Annotated in this window: 26 protein-coding genes and 3 tRNA genes; 26 read left to right on the top strand and 3 right to left on the bottom strand. The window is 60.7% G+C overall.

The genetic code is table 11. From position 1 onward, the window contains the following. Positions 1-74 precede the first annotated feature (74 nt). The 13 genes from GCT13_RS13295 (at position 75) to GCT13_RS13235 (ending at position 14,444) form a co-directional block, all read left to right on the top strand. On the top strand, positions 75-1,382 hold the full coding sequence (locus tag GCT13_RS13295; protein ID WP_152758636.1) for a phage major capsid protein: 1,308 nt from the start codon (positions 75-77) through the stop codon (positions 1,380-1,382). A gap of 54 nt (positions 1,383-1,436) precedes the next feature. Further along, positions 1,437-1,622: a hypothetical protein gene (locus GCT13_RS13290; RefSeq protein WP_152758634.1), complete on the top strand. Its 186-nt coding sequence runs from the start codon at positions 1,437-1,439 to the stop codon at positions 1,620-1,622. A gap of 5 nt (positions 1,623-1,627) precedes the next feature. Beyond that, entirely contained in the window at positions 1,628-2,200 is a 573-nt protein-coding gene (locus GCT13_RS13285; protein ID WP_152758632.1) for a head-tail connector protein, read from the top strand. Positions 2,201-2,202: 2 nt separating this feature from the next. Beyond that, complete coding sequence (locus GCT13_RS13280) at positions 2,203-2,523, top strand: phage head closure protein (RefSeq protein WP_152758630.1); 321 nt, start codon at positions 2,203-2,205, stop codon at positions 2,521-2,523. Next, entirely contained in the window at positions 2,520-2,990 is a 471-nt protein-coding gene (locus tag GCT13_RS13275) for an HK97 gp10 family phage protein (RefSeq protein ID WP_321574330.1), read from the top strand. The genes GCT13_RS13280 and GCT13_RS13275 overlap by 4 nt, the downstream gene beginning before the upstream one ends. Beyond that, positions 2,987-3,343 (top strand): DUF3168 domain-containing protein, encoded by a 357-nt coding sequence (locus GCT13_RS13270; protein ID WP_152758628.1) that lies wholly within the window; start codon positions 2,987-2,989, stop codon positions 3,341-3,343. The genes GCT13_RS13275 and GCT13_RS13270 overlap by 4 nt, the downstream gene beginning before the upstream one ends. 113 nt (positions 3,344-3,456) lie before the next feature. After that, positions 3,457-4,104 (top strand): phage tail tube protein, encoded by a 648-nt coding sequence (locus GCT13_RS13265; RefSeq protein WP_152758626.1) that lies wholly within the window; start codon positions 3,457-3,459, stop codon positions 4,102-4,104. 99 nt (positions 4,105-4,203) lie between these two features. Next, entirely contained in the window at positions 4,204-4,935 is a 732-nt protein-coding gene (locus GCT13_RS13260) for an NUMOD3 domain-containing DNA-binding protein (RefSeq protein WP_152758887.1), read from the top strand. Positions 4,936-5,032: 97 nt separating this feature from the next. Beyond that, positions 5,033-5,413: a phage tail assembly chaperone gene (locus tag GCT13_RS13255; protein ID WP_193727649.1), complete on the top strand. Its 381-nt coding sequence runs from the start codon at positions 5,033-5,035 to the stop codon at positions 5,411-5,413. Further along, positions 5,410-5,721 (top strand): DUF1799 domain-containing protein, encoded by a 312-nt coding sequence (locus tag GCT13_RS13250; RefSeq protein ID WP_152758622.1) that lies wholly within the window; start codon positions 5,410-5,412, stop codon positions 5,719-5,721. The genes GCT13_RS13255 and GCT13_RS13250 overlap by 4 nt, the downstream gene beginning before the upstream one ends. 65 nt (positions 5,722-5,786) lie before the next feature. Continuing rightward, positions 5,787-12,104 (top strand): phage tail length tape measure family protein, encoded by a 6,318-nt coding sequence (locus GCT13_RS13245; RefSeq protein WP_152758620.1) that lies wholly within the window; start codon positions 5,787-5,789, stop codon positions 12,102-12,104. After that, positions 12,101-13,591: a hypothetical protein gene (locus GCT13_RS13240; RefSeq protein WP_152758618.1), complete on the top strand. Its 1,491-nt coding sequence runs from the start codon at positions 12,101-12,103 to the stop codon at positions 13,589-13,591. Before GCT13_RS13245 ends, GCT13_RS13240 begins: the two co-directional genes overlap by 4 nt. 1 nt (position 13,592) lies before the next feature. Continuing rightward, on the top strand, positions 13,593-14,444 hold the full coding sequence (locus tag GCT13_RS13235) for a hypothetical protein (protein ID WP_321574329.1): 852 nt from the start codon (positions 13,593-13,595) through the stop codon (positions 14,442-14,444). Here the strand turns inward: GCT13_RS13235 and GCT13_RS13230 are convergent. Further along, positions 14,407-14,895: a hypothetical protein gene (locus tag GCT13_RS13230; RefSeq protein ID WP_227746817.1), complete on the bottom strand. Its 489-nt coding sequence runs from the start codon at positions 14,893-14,895 to the stop codon at positions 14,407-14,409. The two genes, GCT13_RS13235 and GCT13_RS13230, sit on opposite strands and share 38 nt — an antisense overlap. Here GCT13_RS13230 and GCT13_RS13225 point away from each other — a divergent pair. The 6 genes from GCT13_RS13225 to GCT13_RS13205 all read left to right on the top strand — a co-directional run bounded on the left by GCT13_RS13225 (position 14,858) and on the right by GCT13_RS13205 (position 18,982). Further along, on the top strand, positions 14,858-16,774 hold the full coding sequence (locus tag GCT13_RS13225) for a hypothetical protein (protein WP_227746816.1): 1,917 nt from the start codon (positions 14,858-14,860) through the stop codon (positions 16,772-16,774). The genes GCT13_RS13230 and GCT13_RS13225 overlap by 38 nt on opposite strands. Then, entirely contained in the window at positions 16,771-17,364 is a 594-nt protein-coding gene (locus tag GCT13_RS13220; RefSeq protein WP_227746815.1) for a DUF4376 domain-containing protein, read from the top strand. Before GCT13_RS13225 ends, GCT13_RS13220 begins: the two co-directional genes overlap by 4 nt. Further along, entirely contained in the window at positions 17,361-17,657 is a 297-nt protein-coding gene (locus GCT13_RS13215) for a hypothetical protein (RefSeq protein WP_152758610.1), read from the top strand. Before GCT13_RS13220 ends, GCT13_RS13215 begins: the two co-directional genes overlap by 4 nt. Before the next feature lie 88 nt (positions 17,658-17,745). Then, positions 17,746-17,922 (top strand): hypothetical protein, encoded by a 177-nt coding sequence (locus tag GCT13_RS48305; protein WP_193727648.1) that lies wholly within the window; start codon positions 17,746-17,748, stop codon positions 17,920-17,922. After that, a complete protein-coding gene (locus GCT13_RS13210; RefSeq protein WP_152758609.1) occupies positions 17,919-18,401 on the top strand; it encodes a glycoside hydrolase family 108 protein in 483 nt (160 codons plus the stop codon). The genes GCT13_RS48305 and GCT13_RS13210 overlap by 4 nt, the downstream gene beginning before the upstream one ends. Positions 18,402-18,421: 20 nt before the next feature. Continuing rightward, complete coding sequence (locus GCT13_RS13205; RefSeq protein WP_152758606.1) at positions 18,422-18,982, top strand: hypothetical protein; 561 nt, start codon at positions 18,422-18,424, stop codon at positions 18,980-18,982. Between the two features lie 195 nt (positions 18,983-19,177). Here GCT13_RS13205 and GCT13_RS13200 read toward each other — a convergent pair whose 3' ends face one another. Further along, positions 19,178-20,068, bottom strand: a complete 891-nt coding sequence (locus GCT13_RS13200; protein ID WP_152758603.1) for a tyrosine-type recombinase/integrase — start codon at positions 20,066-20,068, stop codon at positions 19,178-19,180. 566 nt (positions 20,069-20,634) lie between these two features. On the opposite strand from GCT13_RS13200, the gene GCT13_RS13195 reads away from it, so the two are divergent. The 7 genes from GCT13_RS13195 (at position 20,635) to GCT13_RS13170 (ending at position 25,186) form a co-directional block, all read left to right on the top strand. Continuing rightward, positions 20,635-23,016, top strand: coding sequence for a beta strand repeat-containing protein (locus GCT13_RS13195; protein WP_152758601.1), 2,382 nt, complete (start codon positions 20,635-20,637; stop codon positions 23,014-23,016). 255 nt (positions 23,017-23,271) lie between these two features. Beyond that, positions 23,272-23,745: a hypothetical protein gene (locus GCT13_RS13190; protein WP_152758599.1), complete on the top strand. Its 474-nt coding sequence runs from the start codon at positions 23,272-23,274 to the stop codon at positions 23,743-23,745. Between the two features lie 37 nt (positions 23,746-23,782). Beyond that, positions 23,783-23,959 carry a hypothetical protein gene (locus GCT13_RS48300; protein WP_193727647.1) on the top strand — a complete coding sequence of 59 codons (177 nt, stop codon included), beginning with the start codon at positions 23,783-23,785 and terminating at the stop codon, positions 23,957-23,959. A 26-nt stretch (positions 23,960-23,985) separates the two neighbouring features. After that, entirely contained in the window at positions 23,986-24,768 is a 783-nt protein-coding gene (locus tag GCT13_RS13185) for a DUF1796 family putative cysteine peptidase (protein WP_193727646.1), read from the top strand. A gap of 164 nt (positions 24,769-24,932) precedes the next feature. After that, positions 24,933-25,008, top strand: a tRNA-Asn gene (locus tag GCT13_RS13180). A 5-nt stretch (positions 25,009-25,013) separates the two neighbouring features. Beyond that, positions 25,014-25,089 (top strand) — tRNA-Gly (locus GCT13_RS13175). A 22-nt stretch (positions 25,090-25,111) separates the two neighbouring features. Beyond that, positions 25,112-25,186, top strand: a tRNA-Thr gene (locus GCT13_RS13170). A gap of 120 nt (positions 25,187-25,306) precedes the next feature. On the opposite strand, the gene GCT13_RS13165 is transcribed toward GCT13_RS13170, so the two are convergent. Next, on the bottom strand, positions 25,307-26,449 hold the full coding sequence (locus GCT13_RS13165) for a S8 family serine peptidase (RefSeq protein ID WP_152758595.1): 1,143 nt from the start codon (positions 26,447-26,449) through the stop codon (positions 25,307-25,309). Positions 26,450-26,656: the final 207 nt, after the last annotated feature.

Genomic DNA, 26,656 nt, shown 5'->3' with positions numbered 1-26,656 from the left:
ATTCTCACGTGAGCGCGTTCGCGTCTCAGTCGAGTGTCGCCGCCTTCGGGCGGCATTTTTTTTGGAGATGAACCTTGAACATCAACGAACTTCGCCGCGAACGCGCAAATATCAACCAGCAGGTCCAGGCGCTTGCGGCAATCGAGGCCGGTGGAGTCGCGTTGTCGGCTGAGCAGCACGCCGAATTCGCAAATCTGACTTCGAAATTCAACGAGATCACGGGGCAAATTGAGCGAGCCGAAGCGGCTGAGCGTATGGCTGCTGCCGCGGCGGTTCCTGTCGATCCGACGCCGGCGGCTGTCGCCACGCCTGCTGCCCCGAGCGTTCCGGCGCAACCGAAGGCGCCCGAGGTGAAAGGTGCAAAGATGGCGCGCATGGTCCGTGCACTGGCTGCCGCGGGCGGCGACGCCCAGATGGCATCGAAGCTTGCCATCGAGCGCGGCTTCGGCGAGGAAGTCGCCATGTCGCTCAATACGCTCACGTCGAGCGCGGGCGGTATTCTGGTCCCGGCGAACCTCTCGAGCGAAGTGATTGAGTTGCTGCGCCCGAAGTCGGTGGTGCGCAAGCTCGGCGCGCGCACGCTGCCGATTACCAACGGCAACATCACGATTCCGCGTCTGAAGGGCGGCGCGGTCGTTGGCTACGTCGGCGCTGACACCGACATGCCCGCGACCGAGCAACAGTTCGACGACCTGCAGCTCACGGCGAAAAAGCTCGCCGCGCTCGTGCCGATCGCGAACGACCTGCTGAAGTATGCGGGCGTCAACCCCAACGTTGACCAGATCGTAATAGCTGATCTCACCGCAGCGATCGGCGCGCGCGAGGACAAGGCGTTCATCCGTGACGACGGCACGGCGAACACGCCGAAGGGCCTGCGCTTCTGGGCGCTCGCCGGCAATGTGATCCCGGCGAGCGACGGTTCGACGATCCAGAAGGTCGAAACAGACCTGAACAAGGCGATCCTCGCCTTGGAGGGTGCCGATGCGAACATGACCCAGCCCGGCTGGATCATGGCGCCGCGCGTATTCCGCTTCCTGTCGGGCATGCGCGACGGCAACGGCAACAAGGTCTATCCGGAGCTCGATAACGGCATGCTGAAGGGCTATCCGGTCGGCAAGACCACGCAGATCCCGATCAACCTCGGCGCCGGCACCAACGAATCGGAGATCTATTTCGCCGACTTCGGCGACGTGTTCATTGGCGAGGAAGAAACGCTCGAGATCGACTACAGCAAGGAAGCCACCTACAAGGATTCCGAGGGCAATGTGGTGAGCGCGTTCCAGCGCGACCAGACGCTCATCCGTGTGATCGCCAAAAACGACTTCGGTCCGCGCCATGTCGAGTCGATCGCAGTACTCGGCAGCGTGACCTGGGGCGCTTAAGCCGTAACCTTATGGCCCGCGCTGGCATGGGTGGGCCGTTTTCGGAGATAAGACATGAAACTGGTCAAGATCACGCGCCACCATGGGCGGTACACGCCGGGTGACGTCGCCGGGTTTGACGATGAGCGGGCGCAGACGCTCATCGATTCGGGCATCGCTGAAGAGCATGTGCCGGAAACGAAGGATGATGTGAAGGCAGCCAAGGGCGACGCGACGAAGGCCGCGGCCGCGAAGGGGTAAGCAGCATGGGCGCCGTTCTCGTTGAGTACCTTGATGACATGGAGCCGCTCACATACGAGGATGTTGCGGCCCAGGCGCGTATCGACGCGAGCGATGAGAGTAGTTTCATCACGTCGATCATCATCCCGGGCGCCCGTCAAGCGGCCGAAACGAAGTCGGGGGCTGCGATTCGCAAGGGGCGCTACACCGAGCGCCTTCCCGCGTTCCCGGTTGGCGATTTCCCGCTTTCGATTGGTCAGGTAACTGAAGTCGAGAGCGTCTCGTGGCGGTCCGCATCAGGTGAGACTGCGACGCTTGACCCGTCGTCGTATGAAGTCATTCAGGTCGGGCGTGAGACGCGTCTGGCGCCGCTTGGCAGTCAATGGCCGAGAGCTGCGGCAGTCACGTTCACGTACCAGGCCGGAACGGATCTCGACAAATTTCCATCGGTGCGCGCGTGGATGCTGCTCGCCGCGGCGTGGTTCTATGACAACCGAGAGCTGTTTTTGATTGCGCAGACCCGGCAGGCCGTCATGGAGATGCCGACCGGGTTCGCCGATGCTCTTCTCCATCCCATCACCGTACCCCCGAGGTTCTGACCATGCTTCAAGCAGGCAGTCTGAATCGCCGCATTACGATCCAGCGTCAGAGCGCTGATCGGGACGAGGATGGGCATCCGGAAGCGGTGTGGACCGACGTGGTGGTGACCTGGGCAAGCATCGCCCATAAGTCGGGACTCCAATCGATACGCGGCGACGCCGAAGTGTCTCTGGTGCAGGCAAGTATTCGCGTGCGCTACCGGACCGATGTTGCAGCCGGAATGCGCGTGGTGCATGGATCGACGATATATCAGATTCGTGCCGTCCTGCCGGACGAGCGTGGGCGCGAATTCACAGATCTCGTGTGCGAGGTGATCGAGTGAGTCTGACGATCAATGCAAACCTCGGTGGTATCGAGAACCTGCTCGACGAACTCGCCGACAACGCCGAGGAAGCGGCTCGGCCGGCGGCGCAGGCCGCCGCGCAGGTGCTCTACGACGCCGTGAAGCTGAACGTCGCGAGCATCGGCCGCGTGACGGGCAATCTGGACCGCTCGATCTATCAGGTGTACAGCCGCGATGACTCCGCGCAGGGCCGGGCGACGTATCACGTGAGCTGGAATCACAAGAAGGCGCCTCACGGCTGGCTCGTCGAAAACGGGCACCTGCAGAAGTACAAGGTCTATCTCGGCAAGGACGGCAAGTGGTACACCGACAAGAAGGCGCCGCTGCCGTCGCCGAAGCATGTCGGCGCCCGCCCTTTCGTGCGGCCGGCGCAAGCACAGTTCCCGGCGGCGCTGGATGCCGCTGTCGCTGAGCTGTTGAAGCGCATCAACGGAGGCCCGCCATGACGGTAAAGGAAAACATTTTTGCGCTGCTGTCGCCGCTCGTGGATGGCCGCGTCTTTCCTGTGGTCGCGCCATTCGAAACGCCGCGGCCGTATGTGACGTACCAGCGGATCGGCGGGCACGTCATCACGCCGCTCGCCAAGGAAGTACCGGACAAGCAGAACGGTTTTTTTCAGATCACCGTGTGGGCGGATAGACCCAAGGATGCCGATGCGCTCGCGCTGCAGATCGAATCTGCGTTCATCACGGCGAAGGCGTTCACTGCAAAGCCGATGGCGGGGCCGATCGACAGAAGTGAGCCTGACCTGAAGCTTTACGGTTCGCAGCAGGACTTCAACGTCTTGTCAGACCGGTAACAGATTTTTTCAGTCGCCCGAAGGGGCTTGAGAGAGGCGCCCGCAACGAGCAATCGTCGCGGGTTTTTTTACGCCCGTCTGGGCGCTTTGTCGATTGATTAAGGAGAATTAACTTGAGTTACGCGTTCCCGGAAGGATCGAAGTTCTTTTTCAGCGAGACGTTCGCTTCGGCGAAGACCGTCACCGCTGTGAGCAACGCAAACCCGGCAGTCGCGACGTCGGTCGCGCATGGCTTTGCCGACGGCGCGGAACTGTTGTTCGAGTCGGGCTGGGAGGATGCCAGCGACAGCGTGTTCAAGATCGATCAGCTCTCTGTCGACACGTTCAGCCTGCCCGGCCTCAACACGAACGACACGGACTGGTTCAACCCTGGCTCCGGAACTGGCACTGTCCAGCTCGTCAGCAACTGGGTCGAAATCCCGCAGGTGCTCACGATCGCGACGCAGGGCGGTGATCCCAAGTTCACCACGATCGCCCCGCTGGCGAAACGAAACGCGATCAACGTGCCGACGGGCTTCAACCCGACGTCGATCACGCTGACGCTCGGCCACGACGCATCGAACACGAACTATCAGGAGATGCTGGACATCAGCCGCTCGCTGCGCAAGGTCGCATTCAAGATGGTTCTCTCGGGCGGTATCTCCAGCTACGGCTACGGCTACATGAGCGTGTCGGAAATGCCGTCGCTGAACGTCAACCAGGCCAATCAGGTGACGGCATCGCTGTCGCTTCTCGGTCGCGCGATCAGCTACGCATCGTAAGTGTCTCCTTGGGACCGGTGACGGTCCTTTCTTCGCCGGGGTTCTCCCGGCGGGGTTTTTCCTTATACGACATCGAGGGAATTTGCCTTGTCGAATGGCATGTTCTATGTCTACGTCCATCGGAAAGCGGACACCGGCGAAGTGTTCTACGTAGGCAAAGGTACTGGCGGGCGAGCGTCCTTGAGAACTGGGCGCACAGAATACTGGCGGCGAGTTGCCGACAAGCACGGGCACGTCGTTGAGATCCTTGAGTACTTTGAGAGCGAAAAGCTGGCCTTCAAGCATGAGATTGCGTTGATTTCGCTGCACAGATTGACAGGCGTGCAGATTGTGAATCTGACCTTCGGTGGCGAAGGAGCGAGCGGCAGAGTGCACAGCGTTGCGACGAAGGAAAAGATGTCGCGTGCGCATACGGGCAAAAAGATGAGCGCAGAGGCCATCTTCAAGATGTCGATTGCCTCAAAAGGTAGAAAACAGAAGCCCGAATCAATAGCAAAAACGGCCGCAGCTAATCGCGGCAGGAAACGCAGCGCAGAGTCTATTGCAAAGACGGCGGCGGGTCTGGCAGGAAAGAGATTGAGCGACAAACACCGTGCATCACTCCGGAAGGCATGGGAAAAGAGGAGGTCCATGCCTATTTCCCATGAGACGAGAGCAAGGATCAGTGCGGCTCAACGGGCGAGGATTAGGCGCCCATGGACAGATGAAGAAAAAAGGCGGGCGTCAGAGTCCAAAAAGGGGTTTGTGATGCCCGAAGAGTCAAAGCGAAAAATTTCAGAAGCGCTGAAGCGGAAGTTTGCCGAAAGGCGTGCCGCTGGCTTCAAAAGATAGCAGTCGCGTCAATCTATCGGATTCCGCCCAGCGTGGATTTTCATGCCCCTTCGAACGTATGCGATGCGGGTTTTTCTCATTCAACAGGACTAGAGCCATGGCAAAAATCAAACTCGGCCAACACCCGACTAACTTTAAGCACGTCGTCAAGTTCCCGCTGCTGGACGGCAGCGAAGGCGCGATCGAAGTCGTATACCGTTTTCGAACTAGGCGCGAATTCGGCAAATTCATCGACGAGGTGTTCGCGGCATCGAAGGAAGAGCGCCCGGCAGAGGATGAATTTTCGTGGGCTGCGCTGATGGAAAAGACGGGTAGCGCCAACGCGGACTATGTGATGCAGGCGGTCGAAGGATGGAACCTCGACGAGGAATTCAACCGGGAGAATGTCCAGCAGTTGGCTGACGAACTGCCGGCGGCGATCACGGCCATCATGGATGGTTACCGCAGTGCGGTAACGACTGGCCGCTTGGGAAACTGAAGGAGGCGGCCGACGCGCTGTATCGGCCGCCCGGCAGCGGACCGACCAACGCGTTCGATCTCGGCCAGCTTTTCCGCAAGGACGAGGTCGAGATCTGGCCGGAGAACTACGACGCGGTGCTGCTGTTCTGCCGTCTCGGCACGCAATGGCGCACCGGCGTCGGCGGCCCGACCGGGCTGGATTATTGCGTCGTGCTCGCGATGATCGATCGGCTCGGACTGGACGCGGACGAGGCCGACGACATGTTCGAGGATGTGCGTCACCTCGAAATGGCGGCGCTCGAGGTGATGCGCGAAAGCGCGCAGTAACCCCGCTTCGGCGGGTTTCTCTTCTGTGGGCTCCCTGTTGGAGGGCCCTTTTCACGTGGTGAGCGATGGCGACTGATGAGCGGAAAGTCCAGCTAGGTGTGAGCGTCGACGCCACCGAAGCGCGCAAGGGCTTCGGCGACGTCAAGGATGCTGCGCGCGATATGGCGCAGTCGGTTACCACGCAAGGCGCGGCGGCCGGCAAGGCGATCGATTCGGTGGGCAGCGGTGGCGCTGCCTCGGCGCAGAAGGTGGATGCCGCCACGCGCAGCATGATCCAGTCGATCCAGCGCACGACGGCCGCGATGGAGGCGGGCAGCAAGTCGAGCTCGGCGTACTTCCAGGCGCTGGCGAGCCAGCGGGGCATTTCCACCGATGCGCTCGCGCCGTATCTTGCGCAGCTCGATGCCGTCAAGGCGAAGCAGGAGTCGGCCGCGCAATCCACCAGCACGGTGGATCGGGCCGCGCAGAAGTTCATGCAGACGCTGCAAAGCGAGGCGCAGGCCCTCAAGGAGGAGGCGGCCACCTTCGGCATGAGCCGCACCGAACTGCTCGCCTATCAGGCCGCCAAGCTGGGCATTGGCGACTCTGCGGCAGCCATGATCGAGCAGATCGGCCGGGAGTCGGCGGCGCTGAAGGCGCTTCGGGAGTCCACCCTGAGTGCGGCGGCGGCAGTCAATGCATTCGGTGAGACGGAAGCGCAGGCCGCGACCCGCATCAGCGAGATGGTCGCGCGTTCGCGCGACTATCAGGCCGCAATGGCCGCGACGTCCAGCGCGGCGGCTTCTGGTGCGAGTGGCATGTCCAGCTTCGCGGCGTCATTGGATCAGGTGCGCGCCAGCATTGCCGCGCAGACGGGCGCGATGTCGGCGACCACGCGTGAACTGGCATCCGTCAACGAGCAGATGGACGCGTTCCGGGCCACTGCGGCACGCGGCAGCGACAGCTTTCATACGCTGTACGAACAGTTCGACCGTCTCGATCTGCTGATGGCGAAGGGGAAGGTATCGATCGCCCAGTACGACTCCGCCCTGTCGGCGCTCTGGAAGGATGAAGCGCGCCTGCAGCAGCAGGTGAGCGCGCTCACTGCACGATACGATCCGCTCGATGCCGCCACGAAAAAGCTCGCCGCAGATCAGGCGCTGCTCGACGATGCCTACATGAACGGGCAGGTATCGGCGGAGCAGTACGGGAAGACACTGGCTGGCATCCAGGTTGACAAGGCGGCCGTCCAGCTGAAGGAGCTCGCCCAGCAGGAAGCGCAGCTCGAGCGGTCGCTGAAGTCGGGCCAGGTGTCATGGTCCGAATACAAGAAGTCGATTGCGGACATCAGCGCGAGCAAATCCGGGCTGAGCGAAATCGTGACCAGCGCGAACGCCGGTGCCAACGCAATGGACCGCTTCGGCGGCCATACGAAGGCCGCGCGAACAGAGGTTTTGCGCCTGCTCAACGACGCAGCCAACGGCAATTTCGGGCGGTTTGAACAGAGCGCGGTCGTGCTCGCCGAGCAGATGGACCTGCTCAGTGCGGCCGCATCGCCAGCGGGCGTCGCCATTCTCGGCCTCGCCGCGTCGGCGGTGGGCTTCGTTGCCGCCACCGTCCATGTGCAGTCGCAGCTTGATGGCATGAATCAGGCGCTGGTGCTGACCGGGGACTATGCCGGCACGACGGTCAGTGGCCTGCAGGATATGTCACGCCAGGCGACGGCGGGTGGTGCGTCAATCGACACCGCAACCGAAGCCATCACCAAGCTTGCTGCGACGGGCCGGCTGACGGCCAGCGAGATTTCCAGCATCGGTCAGGCGACGGCGGATGCTGCCACCTATACCAGCATTTCCGTCGACAAGATGGTGGAGATGTTCACCCAGCTTGCGGAAGATCCTGTGAAGGCCTCCGTCAAGCTGAACGACACCTATCACTACCTGACCGAGTCGACCTACGACCAGATCACGGCACTCGAAAAGCAGGGCGATGCGACGGGTGCCGCACAACTGGCCGTCGAGACGTTCTCGAAGGCGATGGAGGACCGCACGCAGGACATCGCGAAGAACGAAGGGATCATCCTGCAGGGCTGGCGCGACATCAAGAACATGATCAACGGCGCGCTTGAGGCCATCGGTTCGTTCGGTGCAACCGCCACGCCGGGCGACGTGGTCGCGCGCCTGCAGGCGAACAAGGCCGCGCGCCTGCCGATCGGGCAATGGGACGCGCAGGACGAAGATGAACTGAAGAAGGCTGTCGCCGATTACCAGTCCGCCGTGAAGCAGGCCGAGGACAAGGCGCGCGCGGACCGTGAGAAACAGCAGCGCATCGACGCGAAGCGTGCGTACGATACGTGGAACCAGCAATTCGCGACGCCGGCAGAGAAGCGCGCAAAGGAAGTCCAGACCTACCTCGACACGATCGCGACGCCGCTGGGCCTCAGTCTTGAGCAGCAGCTTGCCGATGAACAGAAGATCAACGACAAGGACAAGGACAGGAAGTCGCCGAAGTCGGCGCGGTCGACGGCCGAATCCACCAGCAATCGTGACATCGCGGCACTGAAGGCCGAAATCCAGGCGCGCCAGCAGCAGCTGGATCTGCTCGACCAGTACGGCCTGAAGCAGGACAAGATCAGCGACGGCGACAAGAAAGTGATGCAGATCGAGCAGCAGCTCGGTCTCGCGCAGAAGGATCGCATCGGCAAGGTCACTGATGCGCAGCTGAAGGAGCAACTCGGGTACGCCCAACAACTGGCGGCGCTCGAGAAGCAGATCGACGCAACGACGCGCGCGAAGCAGGCTCAGAAGGACTACAGCGAGCAGGTCAGCAAGTGGGCACAGTCGGAGCAGTCTGCGAAGGATGCGCTCGCGCAAGATGTTGCGCTGTACGGCACAGAGGGCGAGGCGCGCAAGCTGATGACCACGCAGCTTCAGTATGAAGCACAGGCGCGTGAGACGATCGCGAAGGCGCAACGTGACGGGCACCCACTGTCGGAGCAGCAGCAAAAGGATCTGCTCGCCGAAGCCGACGCGCGCGCGAAAGTGGTGGGCGGCATTGAGGCGCAACGCGACGCGCTCGCCGGCGCGAAGCAGCTCGAGCAGGAAAACCAAAAGTTAGCGGCCGAGAGCATCCTCGACGAAAAGGATCGTGCCGCCGCAATCCTCGCGATCGATGCGAAGAAGTGGCAGGACCTGATCGCAAACGCAGGCGACGGCACCGAGGCGCAGAAGAAGCTGATCGAGCAGTACAACCAGTGGTTTGCGGATCAGACGAACAAGCCGGTCATCGACCAGTGGAAGAACACCGTCAGCCAGATCGACCGTGACTTCCATGACGGCTTCCTGCAGATGCTAACTGACGGCAGGGCAGGTTGGGACAGCTTCACAAAGGCGTTGACGAATACGTTCAAGGTCACCGTCGTAGATGCGGTGTACCGGGCCTTTGTGAAGCCTCTCGTAGTGAACGTCGTTGCCAACCTCGCTGGATTGACGGGTAACGCCGGTGTCGCCAATGCGTTGCTCGGGCAGAGCGGTGGGTCGGGCGCGGGCGCGCTCGGAAGTATCAACAACCTGTCGACGGCGTACAGCGCGCTCACGAAGGGCTATGGCTATGCGAGTAGCCTGTTCGGCGCGGGCTACGGATCGGCTGGTTCTGCGATCGGTGGCGCTGCGGGCGCGTTCGGCGCGAGTTCAGCGGGCGCATTCGGTGCGCTGTCGACGACCGGCGGTGCAGCAGCAGCCGCAGCGGGCGACGCTGCACTGAGCGGGAGCGCGGCGCTCGGCGGGCTGTACGGCAGCACGACGGCGGGTGTGGGCGCGGCTGCGGCGGCAAGCGGCGGCTCGGCGGCAGCTAGCGGCGCGGGCGCTGCGGGCCTGACGGGCGCGGCATCGTCCTTCGGCTGGGTTCCTGTCGTCGGCTGGATTCTGGCCGGCATGGCGCTTGATTCGAAGTTGATGGGGCAGGGATGGAACCCTGACAATGGGTCAATCAGCGGCGTCGGCAAGGTGCTCGGCTCGGGAACGCTCGCATCGTACGATGTAGCCAAGGCGATCGGCATTCCGTCAGGTGTCGCAAATATTCTGACCGGCGCATCAACAATCTCGCGCCTGTTCGGCCGGAAGAACCCGACCGTCGACAGCGCAGGCGTCGAAGGCGTAATCACCGTCGCCAACGGTTTTCAGGGGCAGGACTTCGCCGACTGGACGGCGAAGGGCGGCGTGTTCCGTAGCGACGCGCACGGCACGGCGCACAGTCCTGCGACGCAGCAGCAGATCGACACGATCAACGGCACGGTGCAGAGCACGGTCGGCGTTATCGACCAGCTCACGACGGCAATCGGTGGCAATGACGGGCTGCAGGCAAAGCTGTCGCAGTTCCAGTACAGCATCCGCAACGACTGGCGCAATCAGGACAACATCACCAAGTCGCTGACGGATCTGTCGAACAGCCTGGTCGATGCCGTCTATCCGCTCGATCAGTATCGGCAGTCGGGCGAGACGCTCGTGCAGACGGCGACCCGTCTGACGACGGTGTTCAACGCGACGAACAATCTCGCCGATATGCTCGGCAAGACGATGACGCAGGCGTTCGGCGATGTCGGGCTTGCGAGCGCGAATGTGCGGCTGAACCTCGTCGCGGCGGCAGGCGGCATCGACAACTTCAACAGCGAGGTGGCGGCCTACTATCAGGCGTACTACAGCAGCGGCGAGCAGCTGGACGAAGCGCAAAGGCAGATGCAGCAGTCCTTCGAGAGCCTCGGGCTGGCAATGCCGAAGTCGAAGGACGCTTTCCGCGCTCTGGTCTCGTCGCTCGATCTGACGACGGCGTCGGGGCAATCGACGTTTGCGGCGCTGATTGCGCTGGCGCCGGCGTTCGACCAGCTGACCCAGTCCGCGAAGCAGGCAGCGGACAACCAGCAGGCGCTGTGGAACCAGTACTTCAGCTCGATCGACACGTCCGACCAGCAGCTCGCGATGAACACGAGGCAGCTGCAAGACCAGTTCAACGCGCTTGGCGTCGCGATGCCGAAGACCAACGCAGAGTTTCAGGCGCTGGTTGAAAACATGGACACGTCGAATCCTTCCGTGAAGGCATTGCAGAACGCGCTGCTCGCATTGGCACCCGCGTTCGCGCAGGTGACCTCGGCGACGGATCAGGCTGCGCAGGCGGCGGCTCAAGCGGCGCAACAGCAACAGCAGGCTGCGCAGGACGCCATGCAAACGGCGCTCGGCAAGGTGCAGACGGCTTACGACAATCAGGTGCAGGCGATCCAGTCGAACATCGACTCGATCAACCAGTTCATTGATTCGTTGACCAGCCTCAAGCAGTCGCTCGCGCTCGGCGATCTGTCGACGCTCTCACCGCAGGACAAGTACAACGCCGAGAAGCAGCTGTTCGAACAGACGTCGGCGAAGGCGATGGCGGGCGATGCGACGGCGCAAGGTCAGTTGCCGCAGGTGGCGCAGGACTTCCTCAATGCATCGAAGGCATTCAACGCCAGCAGTCAGGCGTATGTCGATGACTACAACCAGGTGCAGTCGGCGCTCGACCAGAACATCGCGACGGCGCATCAGCAATTGAGCGCGGCACAGCTGCAGCTCGACGCGACGAAACAGGAGGTTCAGGGGATTCTCAACCTTAACCAGACCGTGCAGTCGCTCGCCGATGCGCTCAAGGAGTATTTCGCCGCGCAGGTTGCAGCCGGACAAACGCCGTCAGGTTCGTCCGGGTCGCTCGGTAACGGTCTGGATTACACGCAGTCGAACGGCGTAGTCGATTTTGGCTCGGCGGGTGGTCACACGATCTCATCGGGCGGCGGCATCACGTTCACGGGCATATCCGACTCGCAGCTGTCGGACATCGGCCAGCACGTCTCCGCGATAAACCAGGGGAACCTTGCGGTGCAGCAGGCGTTGCAGGCTTCCGGCGCCACCTTTACCAATGCTGGCGAGTGGTCTCAGGCATTGTTTGACGCAGAGGCCGCATATTGGAATGGCTCATCGCTTGATGATGCAATCAAGTCTGCGCTTGGCATGAACGGATCGCATGCCGGCGGTGCTGACTACATCCCGTTCGATGGTTATCGCGCGGAGCTCCATAAGGGCGAAGCGGTGATCACGTCGGCGAACAACCAGAAGTTGTCGCAGATGCTGAACATCGACTGGTCGAAGTACGGCCGCGGCGACAATGCGGCGCTGATCGCCGAGATCCAGGCGCTGCGTGGTGAAGTTGCGCAGCTGAAGGGTACGGTTGCTACGGTGGGCGCGGCGCAGCTGCAGCAGTCAGAGCAGCAGCATGCAGAGAACCGCGATGACATGAGCAGGCAAACGCGGCATATGCAAACGACTGCCGATGCAAGCCAGCAGACCGCAGGGCATACCGGGAAAATCGCACAGAAACGATGACCATTGCCATCGACGTTACGGGCTATCGGCTGTCGGACGGCACGTTGCAGACCCTTCGTTTTTCCGACGACGGGTTTATGACGCTGCCGTCCGATGCGCCGGCGAACGCCTACTACGAGCCGCGCCTCAGTGCTCCTCCACACTTTGCGCGGTCCCTTTTCAATTCCGCCCAGGCGAGCTTCGGCGCGTCGCAGAGCACGCCGGGCGAGATCGTGCTCGAAAACAGCGACGGCGGCCTCGACTACCTGCTGACCGACTACGCGTTCGACGGTCGGTCGTTCACGATGCGCGTCGGCGCGATCGGCGCGCCGTTCAGTTCGTGGACGGTGACGGCGTCGGGCACGCTCAGCGACGTGAAGGTCAGCGACACGACGACGGTGAGTCTGGTCGTCAATGACCGGCTGCAGAAGCTCGCGCTCACGCAGCCGCGTCCGACCTATGGCGGCACGAACGTCCTGCCGAACGGCATCGACGGCACGGCCAACGACCTGATGGGGCAGTACAAACCGCGCATCTACGGTCAGGTCTTCAACATCTCGCCGAAGTGCGTGAACACGTCGCTGCTGATCTATCAGGCGTCGGACCAGTCGAACTGCTCGATCACGGCCGTCTATGACAACGGCGTCGCGCTGACGCGGGATGCGGATTATGCGAGCCTCGCGGCGCTCCAGTCGACTCAACCCGCGTCGGGGCATTTCCAGTGCTTTCAGGGCTATTTCCGCCTCGGCGCAAGCCCTGCATCACAGGTGACATGCGATGCAACGAGCGGCGTCACGAGCGCGGCGAGCCTGATGCAGCAGATCGCGCTCGATGCCGGCTTCACGGCGGGCGACATCAGCGCAGCCGACGTCGCGGCGCTCAATGCGCTGAACGCGGCGCCGTGCGGTGTGTGGGCTGACGGGCAGGGGACGAGCCAGTCACTGATGGACACGATCGCGGGCAGCATCGGCGCGTATTACTCGTTCGACCGGCTCGGCGTGCTGCGCATGGGCCGCGTGAGTGCACCGGGCGGGCCTGCCGCCGTGATCTTCGATGACGTTGTGCTCGAGGCGGTCAACATCAAGGAGGCCGGCATCCCGTCGTATCAGGTGACGGTCAATTACGCGAAGAACTATACGGTCCAGAGCCAGCCGGCGGGCAGCGTGAGCGTCGACCGACGCACGTGGCTCTCGCAGGACACACGCAGCCAGGTGGCGAAGAGTACGACGGTGCAGACGGTCTGGCCGTCAGCGACCGACCAGACATTCGACACAGCGCTGATTAACGCATCGGACGCGCTCGCCGAGGCGAACCGGCGGCTCGCGCTGTTCAGTCGCCGGATGCTGATGACAGTCGACATCGATCTGTCGCAACTCGGGACGCTCGACCTCGGCAGCGTGGTCGGCTTCACGTATCCGCGCTATGGCCTGTCGTCGAAGCTGATGGTCATCATCGGCGTGGATGCCGGCGCCGATACGCACCTCGCAACACTCACGCTATGGGGGTGACGTGGCAAACGTCCTTCTCGCATTTCCGAACCTGACAGACGCCGCGACGCTCGCGGGCGGCGGCTGGCAGGCGCCCGTCACGAACCTGCAGGACCGGCGGCTCGCGCGCGTCGCGCGCACGACGGACTCCACTCCGGGCAATACGCAGTTCACGGTCGATTTCGGCAAGGACCGCAAGCTGCAGGTCGTCTCGCTCGTCAGCCACAACATGAGCACGCAGGGGCAGTGGCGTGTGCTGATGGGTGACGATCCGACCTTCGCCACAACGAAATACGACTCAGGCTGGATGGTCGCATGGCCCGTTATCCATCCGTTCGGTGCGCTGGAGTGGGAAGACGACAACTGGTGGGAGGCCGCGATCTCCGAAGACGATCGGGCGGGCTATCCGGGAATCCTGATCGACCTGCTGCCGGCGATCGTGCTCGCGCGGTACTTGAAGGTGATGTTCAGCGACGCGAACAATGCAGCGGGCTATCTGCAGTTCGGGCGGCTTTTCGTGTCGCCGGGCTGGCAGCCTGCGACGAACATGAGCTACGGCGCAACTATCGGCTGGGAGACGGACACGGCCGTCAAGCGCTCGCTCGGCGGCACGACGTACTTCGACCGCAAGGCGCCGCGGCGCGTCGAAAAGTTCTCGCTCGACTTGTTGAGCGATGCGGAAGCGAAGACGCAGGTTTTCGAGATGCAGCGCAAGCTCGGCGTCGATGGCGAGCTGCTAGTCGCATGGGACCCGGGCGACGCCATGAACCTGATCCGGCAATCGTTCGTCGGCCGCATGCGTGCACTGAACCCGATTACCGCTGTACTGCGAAACATCAACAACAACGCGTTTGAAATTGAGGAAACGTCCTAATGACGAACTCGGTAAATTTCCCGACCAATGTGGGCGGTGACGGCTCGACCGTCACCGACGACAGCAACCCGGCGACTGGCCTCGCGAACGGCGGATTTCGCACGCGGCTGCTGCCGATGTTCACGAACATCATCAACATCGTGAACAACGTCATCGCGAGCACTACGACGAACGCGAGCAATGCGGCAACCAGCGCAACGAACGCGGCAGCCAGCGCATCGACCGCGCTCAATGCGCCGGGCACGAGCGCAACCTCAACGACGTCGCTGACGATCGGCAACGGAAACCAGACGCTGACGGTGCAGACTGGAAAACTATTCGTGCCTGGTATGTATGTCACGATCGCGCAGACGGCGGCGGCGTCGAACACCATGTACGGCATCGTGACCGCGTACAACAGCGCATCGGGATCGATGACGGTCAACGTCAGCCAGTACAACGGCTCGGGCACCGCCGCGGCATGGTCCGTGGCTGTCGCTGGCGCACCGGGCCAGTCGCAGAAGCTCACCAACGTCAATGCAGCCGTAACGGCGAGCACGACGCTCGCAGCGACGTACCTTTACGTTCCGGTCGCAATGACCATGTTCGGGCAGGCGGTCACGCTGCCGGATGCGACGACGCTCTCGACAGGTGGCCCGCAGTACATCTTCGACAACAGCAAGGGTACGTATCCGTTCGGTATCCGTGACAACTCCGGCAAGCTGGTGATGGGCGTCGGAGCGGGCGGCGTCGTGTCCGTGTCGCTGAAGGACAACAGCACGGTCGCTGGCGTGTGGTCGGTGCACGGCTCGAACATGGAGCCGGGTCTGGTGACGATCGACACGACGCTGAGCAGCACGTATTACGGCAATGCGGGAATCGACACGACGTCAGGCGTTTCGCTGGCGCTGAACAGCAACCAGTCGCTGCACTTCGCGGCGAGCGCGGCACGTACTGCCCTCTATGCCTACATCGTCGACAACGTCGGGAAGCAGGTCACAACGCCCGTTCTTGTTGGCACCGTCGGGAGCGGTCCGGCCGTGGTGGGCGGAGTATGGTCCATCACAGCGACGACGGCGATGCTGATTTATGGCGACGGCCAGGGGAATACGTATGGCGTGGTTTTGACGATCTCTGGCACGACGATCACGGCCGGTTCGCCGGCGACCATTGCGGGTACGACGGCGGGTATGTATTTCTCGGAGTACGGGTATGCCGCGCCGCGACTCGCGCAGCTTTCGCCAACGCTCTATCTGGTGACTGGCTGCTATGGCGGAAGTACTGCGTCGAACGCAGTTGCAGCCTTCTCGGTTTCGGGCACGACGGTCACTGCGGGAGCGACTGCCTACATCGGTGCGGCATACGGTGTCGCTCCGACCATCTATGCCCTGACTGCGACGACCGCGCTGGTGATTTATACGCAAGCGTCCTCGCAGCCATACAACGTTTCTGCCGTCGTTGTCAGTGTCAGCGGGACGACCTGCACGGTAGGAACGCCGGTTGCCCCGCCCGGTGGAGGCTACGTCAACACGACCTATGCACAGCAGCCAATCAGTTGCCTGTTGTCTCCGACAACTGCGCTGGTGGTGACAGATAACGGCGGCGCTGGCAACGCGGTCCTCCCGTTCGTCGTCACGATTTCCGGGACAACGGTCACGTGGAGCGCGCAGTCTGCTCTGGAAACTGGCGTCACCGGCTTCAACCAGTGCTCCGCGTACACGTCGAACAGTGGCTCGCGATTCGCGCCGCACCTGATGCCGCTCAGTGCGACGAGCGCTTTCCTCTGGTACTGCGATCAGGGCTCCAACTCTCGGGCTGTCGTTCTGACGGTTTCGGGTTCGACGTATGCGGCGGGCCCAATCCTGTACGACTCCATCTCGGCCACGAGTGCCATCGGGCTTGGAACCATCCTGCCGTACAGCGCCAACGAATTTCTTGCAGTCAAGCAGAGGGCGTCGGCGGCCAGCACTTACTCGCCATTTCTTCAGCCAAGCAAGATCAGCGGCAACGTTGTTTCGACGGGGTATGGCTGCCCGCTGTCTGATTTCGGCCCGGTCACTACCTCTTCAATTGGTTGCTATCGCCTGTCCGGTGGCGACTACGCGATTTTTTCCCAAAGTCCTGCAACGCCAGTGCTGGCGATTTTCAGAAACAACGGGGATGCGATCAATTCGAGGGGCAGCGTCAAGATTCCGCCGATGGCGTTGACTGCTGCTTACGTCTGGCTCGCACAAAATTGCGCGGTGGCCTCGAATCGCCTCGTGTTCATCGGCTCGACCGCTATCAGCGGACCAGCTCCGTCCGCAAGTGGCGCACAAACTCGGATCCTTAGCGTGGAGATCGCAGCATGACGCAACTTCTGATTCATGGTTCCAGCATCCTCGCGCAAGGGCCGTTCGAACAGACGGCGAGCGAGATCGTCGCGCCTGACGGCATCTATCCGCTGAGCGTGATCGACGGCTGGCAGATCGTCGACGTGACGCTGCCGGATGACTTCACGTTTGCGGGCTACGTGTGGAGCGGTGGGGCGCTGGTTGTCGCGCCACCGTCCGCACGGGAACTGGCCGATGCACGGACCTCGCAGAAGGCGATCGTTTCGCAGGCCTGTCAGGACGAGATTCTCGCGGGCTTCGAGTCGTCGGCGCTTGGGGCACCGCACAGCTATCCGGCGAAGTTCACCGACCAGCAGAACCTCAACGCATCCGTGGTGGCATCGTTGCTGCCGGGGCTCGCGGCCGACTGGACCACGCCGTTCTGGTGCGCCGATGCTGATGGCGTATGGGCCTACGTGCCGCATACGGCCGCGCAGATCCAGCAGGCCGGCCGCGACGGCAAGGCCGCGATTCTGGCGTGCCTCACGAAGAACCAGCAGCTCGCCGAGCAGATCGACGGGGCGACGACGATCGAGGCCGTGCAAGCTGTCCAGTGGAGCAACCCATGAGCCGACTGCGACTCTTCGGCCTCTGGCTGATGTGCACGCTCGTGACGCCAGTCCTGCTGATCATCATGCTTGGCGACGCGCTGTTCGGCTCGACGGCGCGCGCAAAGGCTATGGCTATCGCGCAGGACGAGGAAGGCAATGCGATGCTCGGCGGACCGCCGACGCAGACGATCAGCGAGCGTACGGGGAACGCGCTGATTACCGGCGAGCGATGGGCGCACTTCGTCGCGCCGTGCATCGATCTGATCTTTGGCAAAGGCCATTGTCTGGCTAACGCAACACTGCCGCACTGATCCTGTAAAGGCTCACCAATACTCGGTGTAACCAGCCGCCTTCGGGCGGCATTTTTATGCCTGTTTCGGGCGCAACGGGGGATCACTTATGCCAGTAGAAGGGCTGTCGCAAGACGAGGTAAAGAACGCACTCAAAGAGGGCTTGAGCGAATGGCTTGACAAGCAATTTGCCACGCTCGGCAAGTGGACGCTGGGCGGCATAGCGTCGCTCGGCTTGGCTGCACTGGCGTATGCATTCCTGCAAACCAAAGGATTCACCCGATGACCAGTTTCGACAATGCGTTCGATGCCTTGATCGGCAATGAGGGCGGGTACTCGAACAATCCGGCCGATTCGGGCGGCGAAACGATGTGGGGCATAACTGCGCGCGTCGCGCGCGCGGCGGGCTACACAGGGGCGATGCGTGATCTTCCGCGCGACACCGCTAAGGCGATTGCGAAGAGGCTTTACTGGGATCCGCTGCGCCTCGACGAGCTCGATGCGCGTGTGGCCTTCCAGATCTTTGACGCGAACTACAACGGCGGCCATCCGGTGATTTGGATGCAGGGCGCCGCCGGCGCGAAGGTCGATGGTCTTATCGGGCCCGCCACTATCGCCGCGGTGCAGGCGACCGATCCGCTCAAGTTCATGATGCGATGGAATTCGCTGCGCATCCGCTATTTCACATCGCTCAAGACCTGGCTGAACTTCGGCAAAGGGTGGGCTAACCGTATTGCAAACAACCTCTGGAAAGGAGCCGCATGATGCCGCTTATCCCTATCGCAATGGCGCTCGCTCAGTTCGCGCCGATGATCGCCGGTTGGCTCGGCGGCTCGAAAGCCGAGGACGTGGCAAGCAAGGTCGTCGGCATCGCGCAGACCGTGACCGGGCAATCAGCGCCGGACGCAGCGCTCGCGGCAATTCAGGCCGACCCAAACCTGTCGATGCAATTTCAGAAGGCGGTGCTCGACAATCAGGCGCAGCTCGCGCAGATCAGCGCCGACGTCACGAAGGCGGAACTCGCGGCAGACACCGCTGACACGCAGGCCGTCAACCAGACGATGCAGGCGGAGGCGAGGGCCGACCACTGGCCGACCTACAGCTGGCGTCCGTTCGTGGGTTTCTGCTTTGGGCTGCTGGCGGTGCTGGCTGGCCTGACGGTTGCGTGTACATACATCGGCGTGATGTTCGCGCACGTCGAACCGGCCATTCTCAGCTATATCCCAAGCATGCTCGGGTCGGAAGCGGCGGTGATGGGCACCATGGCGCCCGTGCTCGGCATCGCCAGTTACTTCCGGGGGAAGATGCAGGCCAACCCGGCGGTCGTGACCGACAACCGGGGCTAAGCCGGCGTTGCAGAAGTAGCGGGCGACGATCAACGCGAGATCGACAAGCTGAAGTCGCTGCAGGACTACGTACGCGCCATGCAGGATCAGGGGTTCATTGTACGAGACGATGTCGCAAAATAACGGCGGCGATGTGTGTGACGGCTGCGCCTGTCAGGTTTTGCACGGTGCTTCCGTCACCCGTTCTGCTGATTGCTAGGATTGCGCCGTCGGCTCGAGGTAGTAAGGGACAAGCGTAGGCAGATTTGCGTGGTCGAGAATTCTCGAAAGAGAAAGAAGGCTAAAGCCTTTCGCCATCCGAGCCGTTGCTTCATCTCGCGAATCACTAAACTTGAGATCCTCAAGCGACGGCAGCTTTCGCACCGCAGTCCGTTTAGCTATGGTCCAAGTCTTACTGGCGAAGTGTTGCTCCAGAGGTATGCAGCGCTCGTCGTCTTCGAACCTGAAGAGTTGAGAAAACAGTGCTCTAGCCCTCTTTGAGAGCGGGATCTTTCGGATTTCCTCTATTTCTGTTCCAGGGATGCTGATGTAGCCCTCGTCCAGAAACACATCGGACCATCGGAGGGCGCGTGCCTCATTCTTCCGCATTCCAGTCTCGATCGAAAGCATGAACGCAACTGCCGTATATTGCGATGCGCTCGCTGCCATCGATCCGTCCGTGTATCCCAACGCTTCGCACATAGTCTGGATCTCGACGTCTGACACACGACGCGGGATCGGTGCCCTTCGATCGTTATCGGGGATGCGCGGGCGCCCGATCAATAGCGCCGGATTACTCCGGATCCAGCCCCACTCAGCACGGGCGACCTCAAGCAGCGCGGTTATTAAATTCAGTTCGTAGGTGGCGTGGGACGCGGCGATGCCGGATAGACGCTGCGCAAGCCATTCCGAAACTAATTCGACCGATAAGCGTTCAAGCGGATCACCCAGAAACGCGCAGCTCAGCCCGATCTCGTGGAGCGTTTTCGAAATCGACACTGCCGCCCTCTTTCGCGGCATAAATTCATCGGTATAGCGATTGATGACATCTCTGAGGGTGCGCTTTCCGAGAAGCGTCTGGGAGGAAGGCGGTAAGTCGATCTGCATCTTTGCAAGGCTTTTGAGCGGGGCGAGGCGAAAGTTATAGATTCTTTTGTGATTTTATTGTGATACCCGTCACATAAACGATTCGGTTTCAACATTAAGATTGCGGCGCTCCCTGTACTGTGAGCAGCCATAGAGTAGCAGATGTAAACCGCCGGCTCCTCCCTCCGGAACTGGCGGCCCTCCTACAAGTGCTAGGTCGCTTCATCCCAACCAGTTCTCGCCGTTAACGAGCGGTTGGTCTGACGTCCCCCTGAGGACGCCTCCTGAGCGGCCGAACCTCCCTTTTCGTATCTGCTATTTGCACTCCGCTGGATTCGCTTGTCTCCGCGTCGACCCAAGGCAGCAGGGTGCTTTACGCCGTATTTTCGTTCGAACAGTTCTGTAGCCAACATTCGACTGCACTATTTGAAGTTTTGTGCGCCCCATCACAATACGTCGCCGAAAGTCATCTGAAAATGCGTTCGCGTTTGATGTTGAAGGACGCGCCGGCCCGGGAAGTCTTGGTCAGCGCGGGGGCCAGTCACTTGATGACGCAAACACGTGTATAAACATCTACGGAGCTAGAAATGGCTGCAGCACAATACTACGAACAGATTCAACAAGCTTATATCGCCTACTATGGCCGTCCTGCAGATCCGGCGGGCCAGGCCTACTGGGCAACGCAGATGGACAAGGCAGGTGGCAACATCAACGTCATCATCAACGCCTTCGGCAACTCGGCTGAATCGACCGCTCTCTACGGCGGCTCGAGCACGGCAGCTCAAGTCAACGCGGTCTACCACACGCTGTTTGGTCGTGACGCAGACGTCGCTGGCCTGAACTTCTACGTGAACGGCATCATCAACGGCACCTTCTCGCTGGCTTCGGTCGCTCTGAACATCTACAACGGTGCAACGGGTACGGACGCAACCGAACTCGCAGCAAAGCTGACGTACGCTGACGCGTTCACGACGCAAGTCAGCCAAACGACGGCTGCTCAAGTTGCGTACGCGGGCAATGCTGCTGCGGTCAACGCACGCGCAGCTGTCGCTGCCGTGACGGACTCGGCTTCGGCAACTGCTGCGGCAGTGAACCTGTCGACGACGGTTGCTAACATCGGCACGGGTTCGGTTAGCCAGACGGTAACGCTCACCACGGGTGTGGATAACCTGGTCGGTGCAGCCGGCGGCAATAATGTGTTTATCGCTGACAATACCGCGACGGGTGCCTCTGGCAATATCATCGTCACCAGCGCGGCCGATGCCATCAACGGCGGCAGCGGCGGCAACAACACGCTGAAGCTGTTCGCTCACAGCGGCGACTCTGTCGGTCTGGTTGGCAGCGGCGCAACTGAAGTTCTGCCGCAACTGACGAATGTCCAGAATCTGTGGATTTCGGGTGCAACGGAAGGCGCAACCGTGCTCGATGTTTCGGGCATCACCGGTCTGCAAAAAGTAACGATTGACAGCCCGGTTATCGCCACCGGCGTAACGAACACGGTTAAGGTCGCGGGCCAGTCCGTGACTTTCTCCAACGTTTCCACGACGGGCGCGAACACGGCCACGGAACAGGTAACCTCGGCTGCTGACACTGCGGCAAATGTGACCTTATCCAAGGTTGCTCCGGGTGCTGCCGCTACGGGCTCCATTACGCTGGACATTGCTGGCACGAAGACGACCACGCTTAACCTGACGTCGACTGGCGGGGCGAATAAGATCGCGTTGAGCGATAGTGGAACCGCACTGACGACGCTCAACCTGGCAGGCGACCAGAAGCTGACTCTGACTGAAGGCCTGTCTGGCTTGAAGACCATCAACGCTTCTGGCGACACCGGTGGCGTCTCGGTTTCTGTCAGCACGACCGTGGCTCCGTCGTTCGCCTTCACGGGCGGTTCGGGCAACGATACGCTGACGATCACGACCGCTAGCCTTGAAGCGCTGTCTGCCGGTTCTCAACTCAATGGCGGTGTCGGTACCGATACGCTGGTCATCAGCGACGCTGGTACGCTGACCGCAGCCGATTACACGGCGCTGAATGCAACGACCGGCTTCGAAGTTCTGGGCGTGGGCGGTGTCGCCGCAGCTAGCGTTGATGCTTCGAAAATCACTGGAGCATTCGCGAACCACTTCGCCGTCTCGGACACGGGCGGCGTGACTATCAGCAACCTGTCGGATGCTTCGACGGTTGACCTGACAGCGGCCGGTACCGACACGTTCGGCGCGGCAGTTGGCGCATCGTCCCTGAACCTGAACCTCAACACGAGCGCAACGGCGAAGGGTGTAGCGTTCGGTATCGAGACGGTTACCGGCTTCTCGACGGTCAATCTGTCGTCGAATGGCGACGCTAGCCAAGTGAACTCGGTAACGTTCGTCAACAGCGATAACACGAAGTTCGTTGTATCGGGTTCGAACGACCTGACCATGAGCGTGGGCGCTGCAACGGCAACCGGTGACAAGGTCGACGCATCTGCCTTCACCGGCGCACTGACGCTGACGGATTCGGGCAAGGGCGATGTCATCCTGACGGGCTCGGGCACGACGACCATCAATGAGACCAGCACGTCGAACGCAGACACCATCACGTTGCTCGCGGGTCACACGAAGGTCGATACGATCGTTCTGTCGGCACAGTACACGGCGACCGACGTGGTGAACAACTTCGCTCTGGGTCAGGACGTTATCAAGGGCGCCGCTGCACTTTCGAACGGTACCGAACTGAGCGCCGTTAAGGGTGTGGTTGCTTCCGCAGCGTACAACGCGGCTGCTGACTTTATTACTGCAGCTAAGGCGTTGACTCAGGGGGTAGGCGATGCCAGCAAGGTTGTCGAATGGTACGACGCCGCTCACAACAACACGTACGTCGCGCAATTCACCGGTACGACCGGCAACGTGCACGTTGTTGAACTGGTCGGTGTCCATGCGACCGCCATCGACGGTACGGCGGCAGCTGGCCATATCGTCCTCGGCTAACTTCTTTTCTCGGAGAAGCACCGCTTTGCGCGAGTGAGCGGTGTCGGTGAAACGAAGACGAACCCTGTCTCCCACAAAGAGGCGGGGTTTTTTTGCCTATAACGAAAACATCGTTTCCGAGCAACTTTGTGTTCTTACCGAATACACCTCCTCGACGGCACGAACTACACCACCGCCAGACTAGCCTGAGAAGCCCAGACGTAGGTCCAGAACATTTAGGTCGTCGGTGCAGAGATTGCTCGACTGCAGCAGTAATTGGCCATTGCCTGGATGACACGCAATATCTACAGCGCGGCAACAGGCGAGATTGACGGACCGCCGGAGCGCTGCAGGACAAGGCTCACCGGTCAGCCTGGATGGCGGAGTGGTTCTCTGCGCTCCCGTTTGAGCGCGGTCTTCAACATGTGTTCAACATGGAAAAGGCCCGATGTACTTGGGCGAAATATCGTGCAACGATTACTCATTCCCGTGGGCCGTTGGAAGGTCCAGGCCGAATCGGCCAACGAACTAGCAAAAATCCGGCTATCCGGCCGCGCAATCTCGGACACGCTGAAGCTTGAGCAGCAGGTGCATGAGATCCTGCTGACTTATGACCAGGCACAGGAACTCATCTCGACCCTCAACACAGCTCTGCGCGAGATGGAGCTGCAACGCAGCGCGTCGATGGCGCGCGCCTCAGAGGGTGGGGGCGTGGCGGACGTCTGGGACCATTCGCTGTTTCGGGGCTGACCGTTTTCATCTTCGCCTATCCCACCTCATACGCGATATGTACAGCTCCAACCGGAAGCAGTTGATTGACTACGAGGTGCGCCTGCTGGCGCTATGGAAGACGAAGTCGATCCTCATCGAGACACTAAAAGCCATTCAGGGGAGCCTGTCACCGGACGACGTGCAACAGCGTGCCATTCTCAATCGCATTGAGCTGGCGCTCGAACAAATATGAGTCACCCCCTAACAGGACCAGGCCCCGTGACAGAAGGCGCTACTTTGGGCCCCATCGCATTCATGCAAGCAAAGCTAAAATTCCACAAAAAATTTGCTGTGTTTGGCCGAAAGAGTCCTCCCGACAGATCATATGATCAGGTCGTAAGCATTGGCTCAAATTGCGAAGTGACCTGGAATATTCGCCATCACTTCGAGACGGGAAAGGCTTATCCGTTCGATTGGTGGATGACGCCCTTTCATGCGCTGCTCGATGTTCTTGATGCGCGATTCAGTGGCCTTTTCGAGCCGTCGAATTTGTCTATTCCGGCGGACCGGGGGACCGTCGTCGACACGCGGTTCAATCTCATGTATCACCACGATTTCGCAAGAGATGAAGACGGTCGGGTGATTGTGGGCGACGTCGAAAAACAGCTCATGGATTTGCGAAAGAAATACGCTCGACGCGCTGATCGGTTCGTCAACGAACTAGACGGCAAGAAGGTGTTGTTCGTCCGAAACAGATGCGGCAACGATCCGGCGTATTTGAATGGCGATTACGGCGACATTCAACCCGATCAATGCATGGAGATTCAACGCGCACTTTCTGCGCTTTTGCCGCGCACGCAGTTCGACTTGTTCGCGACGAACAAGCCTGGTTTCGAGGCTTTTTCATATCGCGGGTCAGAGATCTTCAGCGACTTGATCATCGAGCACGGCGATTGCAGCGACTATATGGTATCGCCTCAAGGTTGGGCAGAGATGTTCGAGCGTAACCGCATTGTGCTTCGCGGAGCTCAAGATGCATCGGCGCGCGCCGTGACGGCCTGAGCAGAAAAACTATTCTCTGCGCGGAGATCATGAGCGCCTATCGGTCCGAGACCCTGATGGCGAAGGATAACGATGAGCATCAAGAACTTCACGATCGCTCAGTAAACAAATATCGACTTACACCGAAAAGCTGTACAATCCGGCTCCGATCAAGAAGACCTTGATCCCCGATAGCTCAGTCGGTAGAGCGCCGGGCTGTTAATCCGTAGGCCCCTGGTTCGAGCCTAGGTCGGGGAGCCAAAGCCGCGGGAGTAGCCCAGTTGGTAGAGCGCAACCTTGCCAAGGTTGAGGTCGCGAGTTCGAGACTCGTCTCCCGCTCCAGGTGCAGAGCGTGAAAAGAGATGCCCATGTGGCTCAGTGGTAGAGCACTCCCTTGGTAAGGGAGAGGTCGGCAGTTCGATCCTGCCCATGGGCACCATCACTTCGGATCTTCGGCTGCTGCGCTTGTCCGGGTTGCGATACAGTTGCGCAGCGGTATTTGCTCCCTCGGCTCATTTGATAGAGCGCTTGACTTGTCTGTCGGCCCCCTCGCATCCGATTAGAACCACGACGGGAGATGCTGACCGGCTGCGGCGACGAACGCCTGTTCGTATTGGCTAATATCGATGTGCTGGCCGGTGATCGAGATTTGCTGATTGGTCGGCGCGTTGTCGTGCGCGATGTGATCCACCCACCAGGCCAAACCGACATCGTCCGATTCTCGGCCGAGGAAGACGTGATACATGGCCTGCACATCTTCCATGAGACTGACTTCATTGATGGTGTGGCCGGACACTGTTTGGTACTCAGGGCTAGCCTTCAATTGGGCGCCAACAACGCCGAGTCCTTGCGTTGCGGCGAGATTGGTATAGAAGTTCAGTCCGCCCGTGTCAGCTACGCGATCAAGAAGCAGGTTATACAGACCCGATACTTCCATGCGTACTGTGCATTCGCCCGGCGTGTACTGCATGTGCAGGATGTTGCCGAACGTTGTGTCGTCAATGACGTGGTAGACATAAGTCGGCATGTTCGGCTGGTTTTCTTGCGACAGGTTCTCGCCGACGCTGCCCTGATCAAGAATGGTATGAATGTCGGACTGCGTAAGCTGGCCTCCATACTCGGCATCGAGCATGGATATTAGTGCCGTGATACGCGGCGCGGCGAATGACGTTCCTATGGCGGTGGGGTTTTGCGGGTAATTCGCGACAGTGCCGAGCGTGACGTAATTCGTCATGGCCGGATTGGCGCTACTATACGACGCCAATTGCTCATGGCCGTTAGGATCCGGATCCATCGCGCTCACGCTGATCACGAATGACGTTGATCCCTCAAACGACGCTGTATTCGGGCTACTCGCACCTTGATTGCCAGCGGCGAAGACCATGGTCTTGCCGCTCAGGAATGCGTCTTCCAACGCTCTATATATGTCAGGACCGTCAGTTAGCCACGCGTTCGGCGAATGCGAGGCAGCTAGATCCGCCCAGCTATTGTTGACAACGGGCGACGTAATGGAGGCTACATCGGAATTGATCTGAGTGGCTTCTGTGTTCCAAGAATTGGGAAACTGAAAAGCCTGTGTCTGATACGACGAGAAACCATACTGCGATACGTAATTGTTGATAGTCGCCGTCACCATGTCGGCATGGTGCTCGCCAGCCGTGTTCTGGATGTCATCGATAAGCGCGTAGTTGGCGACATTCATAGGATGACTCCAGTTTGATAGGCGTTACCTGAGGACACGACGGGAGGCGGAGGTAGAGTACCCGCGAGTTGCCCGGGGCGTATGTATTGAAGGGCACACTCTGCCCGCTGAAATCGATGCGCGAGAAAGGGCTGGCTGGCGCTCTCCGAAACGGAGCACAGTCGACGCAAGCAGCTCGAACTGACGCCAGCGGGCACTTCGGTACCT

Source organism: Paraburkholderia franconis (genome assembly GCF_009362735.1).
In the GTDB taxonomy this organism is placed as follows: domain Bacteria; phylum Pseudomonadota; class Gammaproteobacteria; order Burkholderiales; family Burkholderiaceae; genus Paraburkholderia; species Paraburkholderia franconis.
Note: the sequence above shows the minus strand (reverse complement) of the source record. Positions and strands in the feature narration are given on the sequence as shown.

Coding starts and splice junctions, on each gene's coding strand:
- GCT13_RS13290 (WP_152758634.1), top strand. CDS start 1,437: ATGAAACTGGTCAAGATCACGCGCCACCATGGGCGGTACACGCCGGGT.
- GCT13_RS13285 (WP_152758632.1), top strand. CDS start 1,628: ATGGGCGCCGTTCTCGTTGAGTACCTTGATGACATGGAGCCGCTCACA.
- GCT13_RS13280 (WP_152758630.1), top strand. CDS start 2,203: ATGCTTCAAGCAGGCAGTCTGAATCGCCGCATTACGATCCAGCGTCAG.
- GCT13_RS13270 (WP_152758628.1), top strand. CDS start 2,987: ATGACGGTAAAGGAAAACATTTTTGCGCTGCTGTCGCCGCTCGTGGAT.
- GCT13_RS13260 (WP_152758887.1), top strand. CDS start 4,204: ATGTTCTATGTCTACGTCCATCGGAAAGCGGACACCGGCGAAGTGTTC.
- GCT13_RS13255 (WP_193727649.1), top strand. CDS start 5,033: ATGGCAAAAATCAAACTCGGCCAACACCCGACTAACTTTAAGCACGTC.
- GCT13_RS13245 (WP_152758620.1), top strand. CDS start 5,787: ATGGCGACTGATGAGCGGAAAGTCCAGCTAGGTGTGAGCGTCGACGCC.
- GCT13_RS13240 (WP_152758618.1), top strand. CDS start 12,101: ATGACCATTGCCATCGACGTTACGGGCTATCGGCTGTCGGACGGCACG.
- GCT13_RS13225 (WP_227746816.1), top strand. CDS start 14,858: ATGACGGTCAACGTCAGCCAGTACAACGGCTCGGGCACCGCCGCGGCA.
- GCT13_RS13220 (WP_227746815.1), top strand. CDS start 16,771: ATGACGCAACTTCTGATTCATGGTTCCAGCATCCTCGCGCAAGGGCCG.
- GCT13_RS13215 (WP_152758610.1), top strand. CDS start 17,361: ATGAGCCGACTGCGACTCTTCGGCCTCTGGCTGATGTGCACGCTCGTG.
- GCT13_RS48305 (WP_193727648.1), top strand. CDS start 17,746: ATGCCAGTAGAAGGGCTGTCGCAAGACGAGGTAAAGAACGCACTCAAA.
- GCT13_RS13210 (WP_152758609.1), top strand. CDS start 17,919: ATGACCAGTTTCGACAATGCGTTCGATGCCTTGATCGGCAATGAGGGC.
- GCT13_RS13205 (WP_152758606.1), top strand. CDS start 18,422: ATGGCGCTCGCTCAGTTCGCGCCGATGATCGCCGGTTGGCTCGGCGGC.
- GCT13_RS13200 (WP_152758603.1), bottom strand. CDS start 20,068: ATGCAGATCGACTTACCGCCTTCCTCCCAGACGCTTCTCGGAAAGCGC.
- GCT13_RS13195 (WP_152758601.1), top strand. CDS start 20,635: ATGGCTGCAGCACAATACTACGAACAGATTCAACAAGCTTATATCGCC.
- GCT13_RS48300 (WP_193727647.1), top strand. CDS start 23,783: ATGTACAGCTCCAACCGGAAGCAGTTGATTGACTACGAGGTGCGCCTG.
- GCT13_RS13165 (WP_152758595.1), bottom strand. CDS start 26,449: ATGAATGTCGCCAACTACGCGCTTATCGATGACATCCAGAACACGGCT.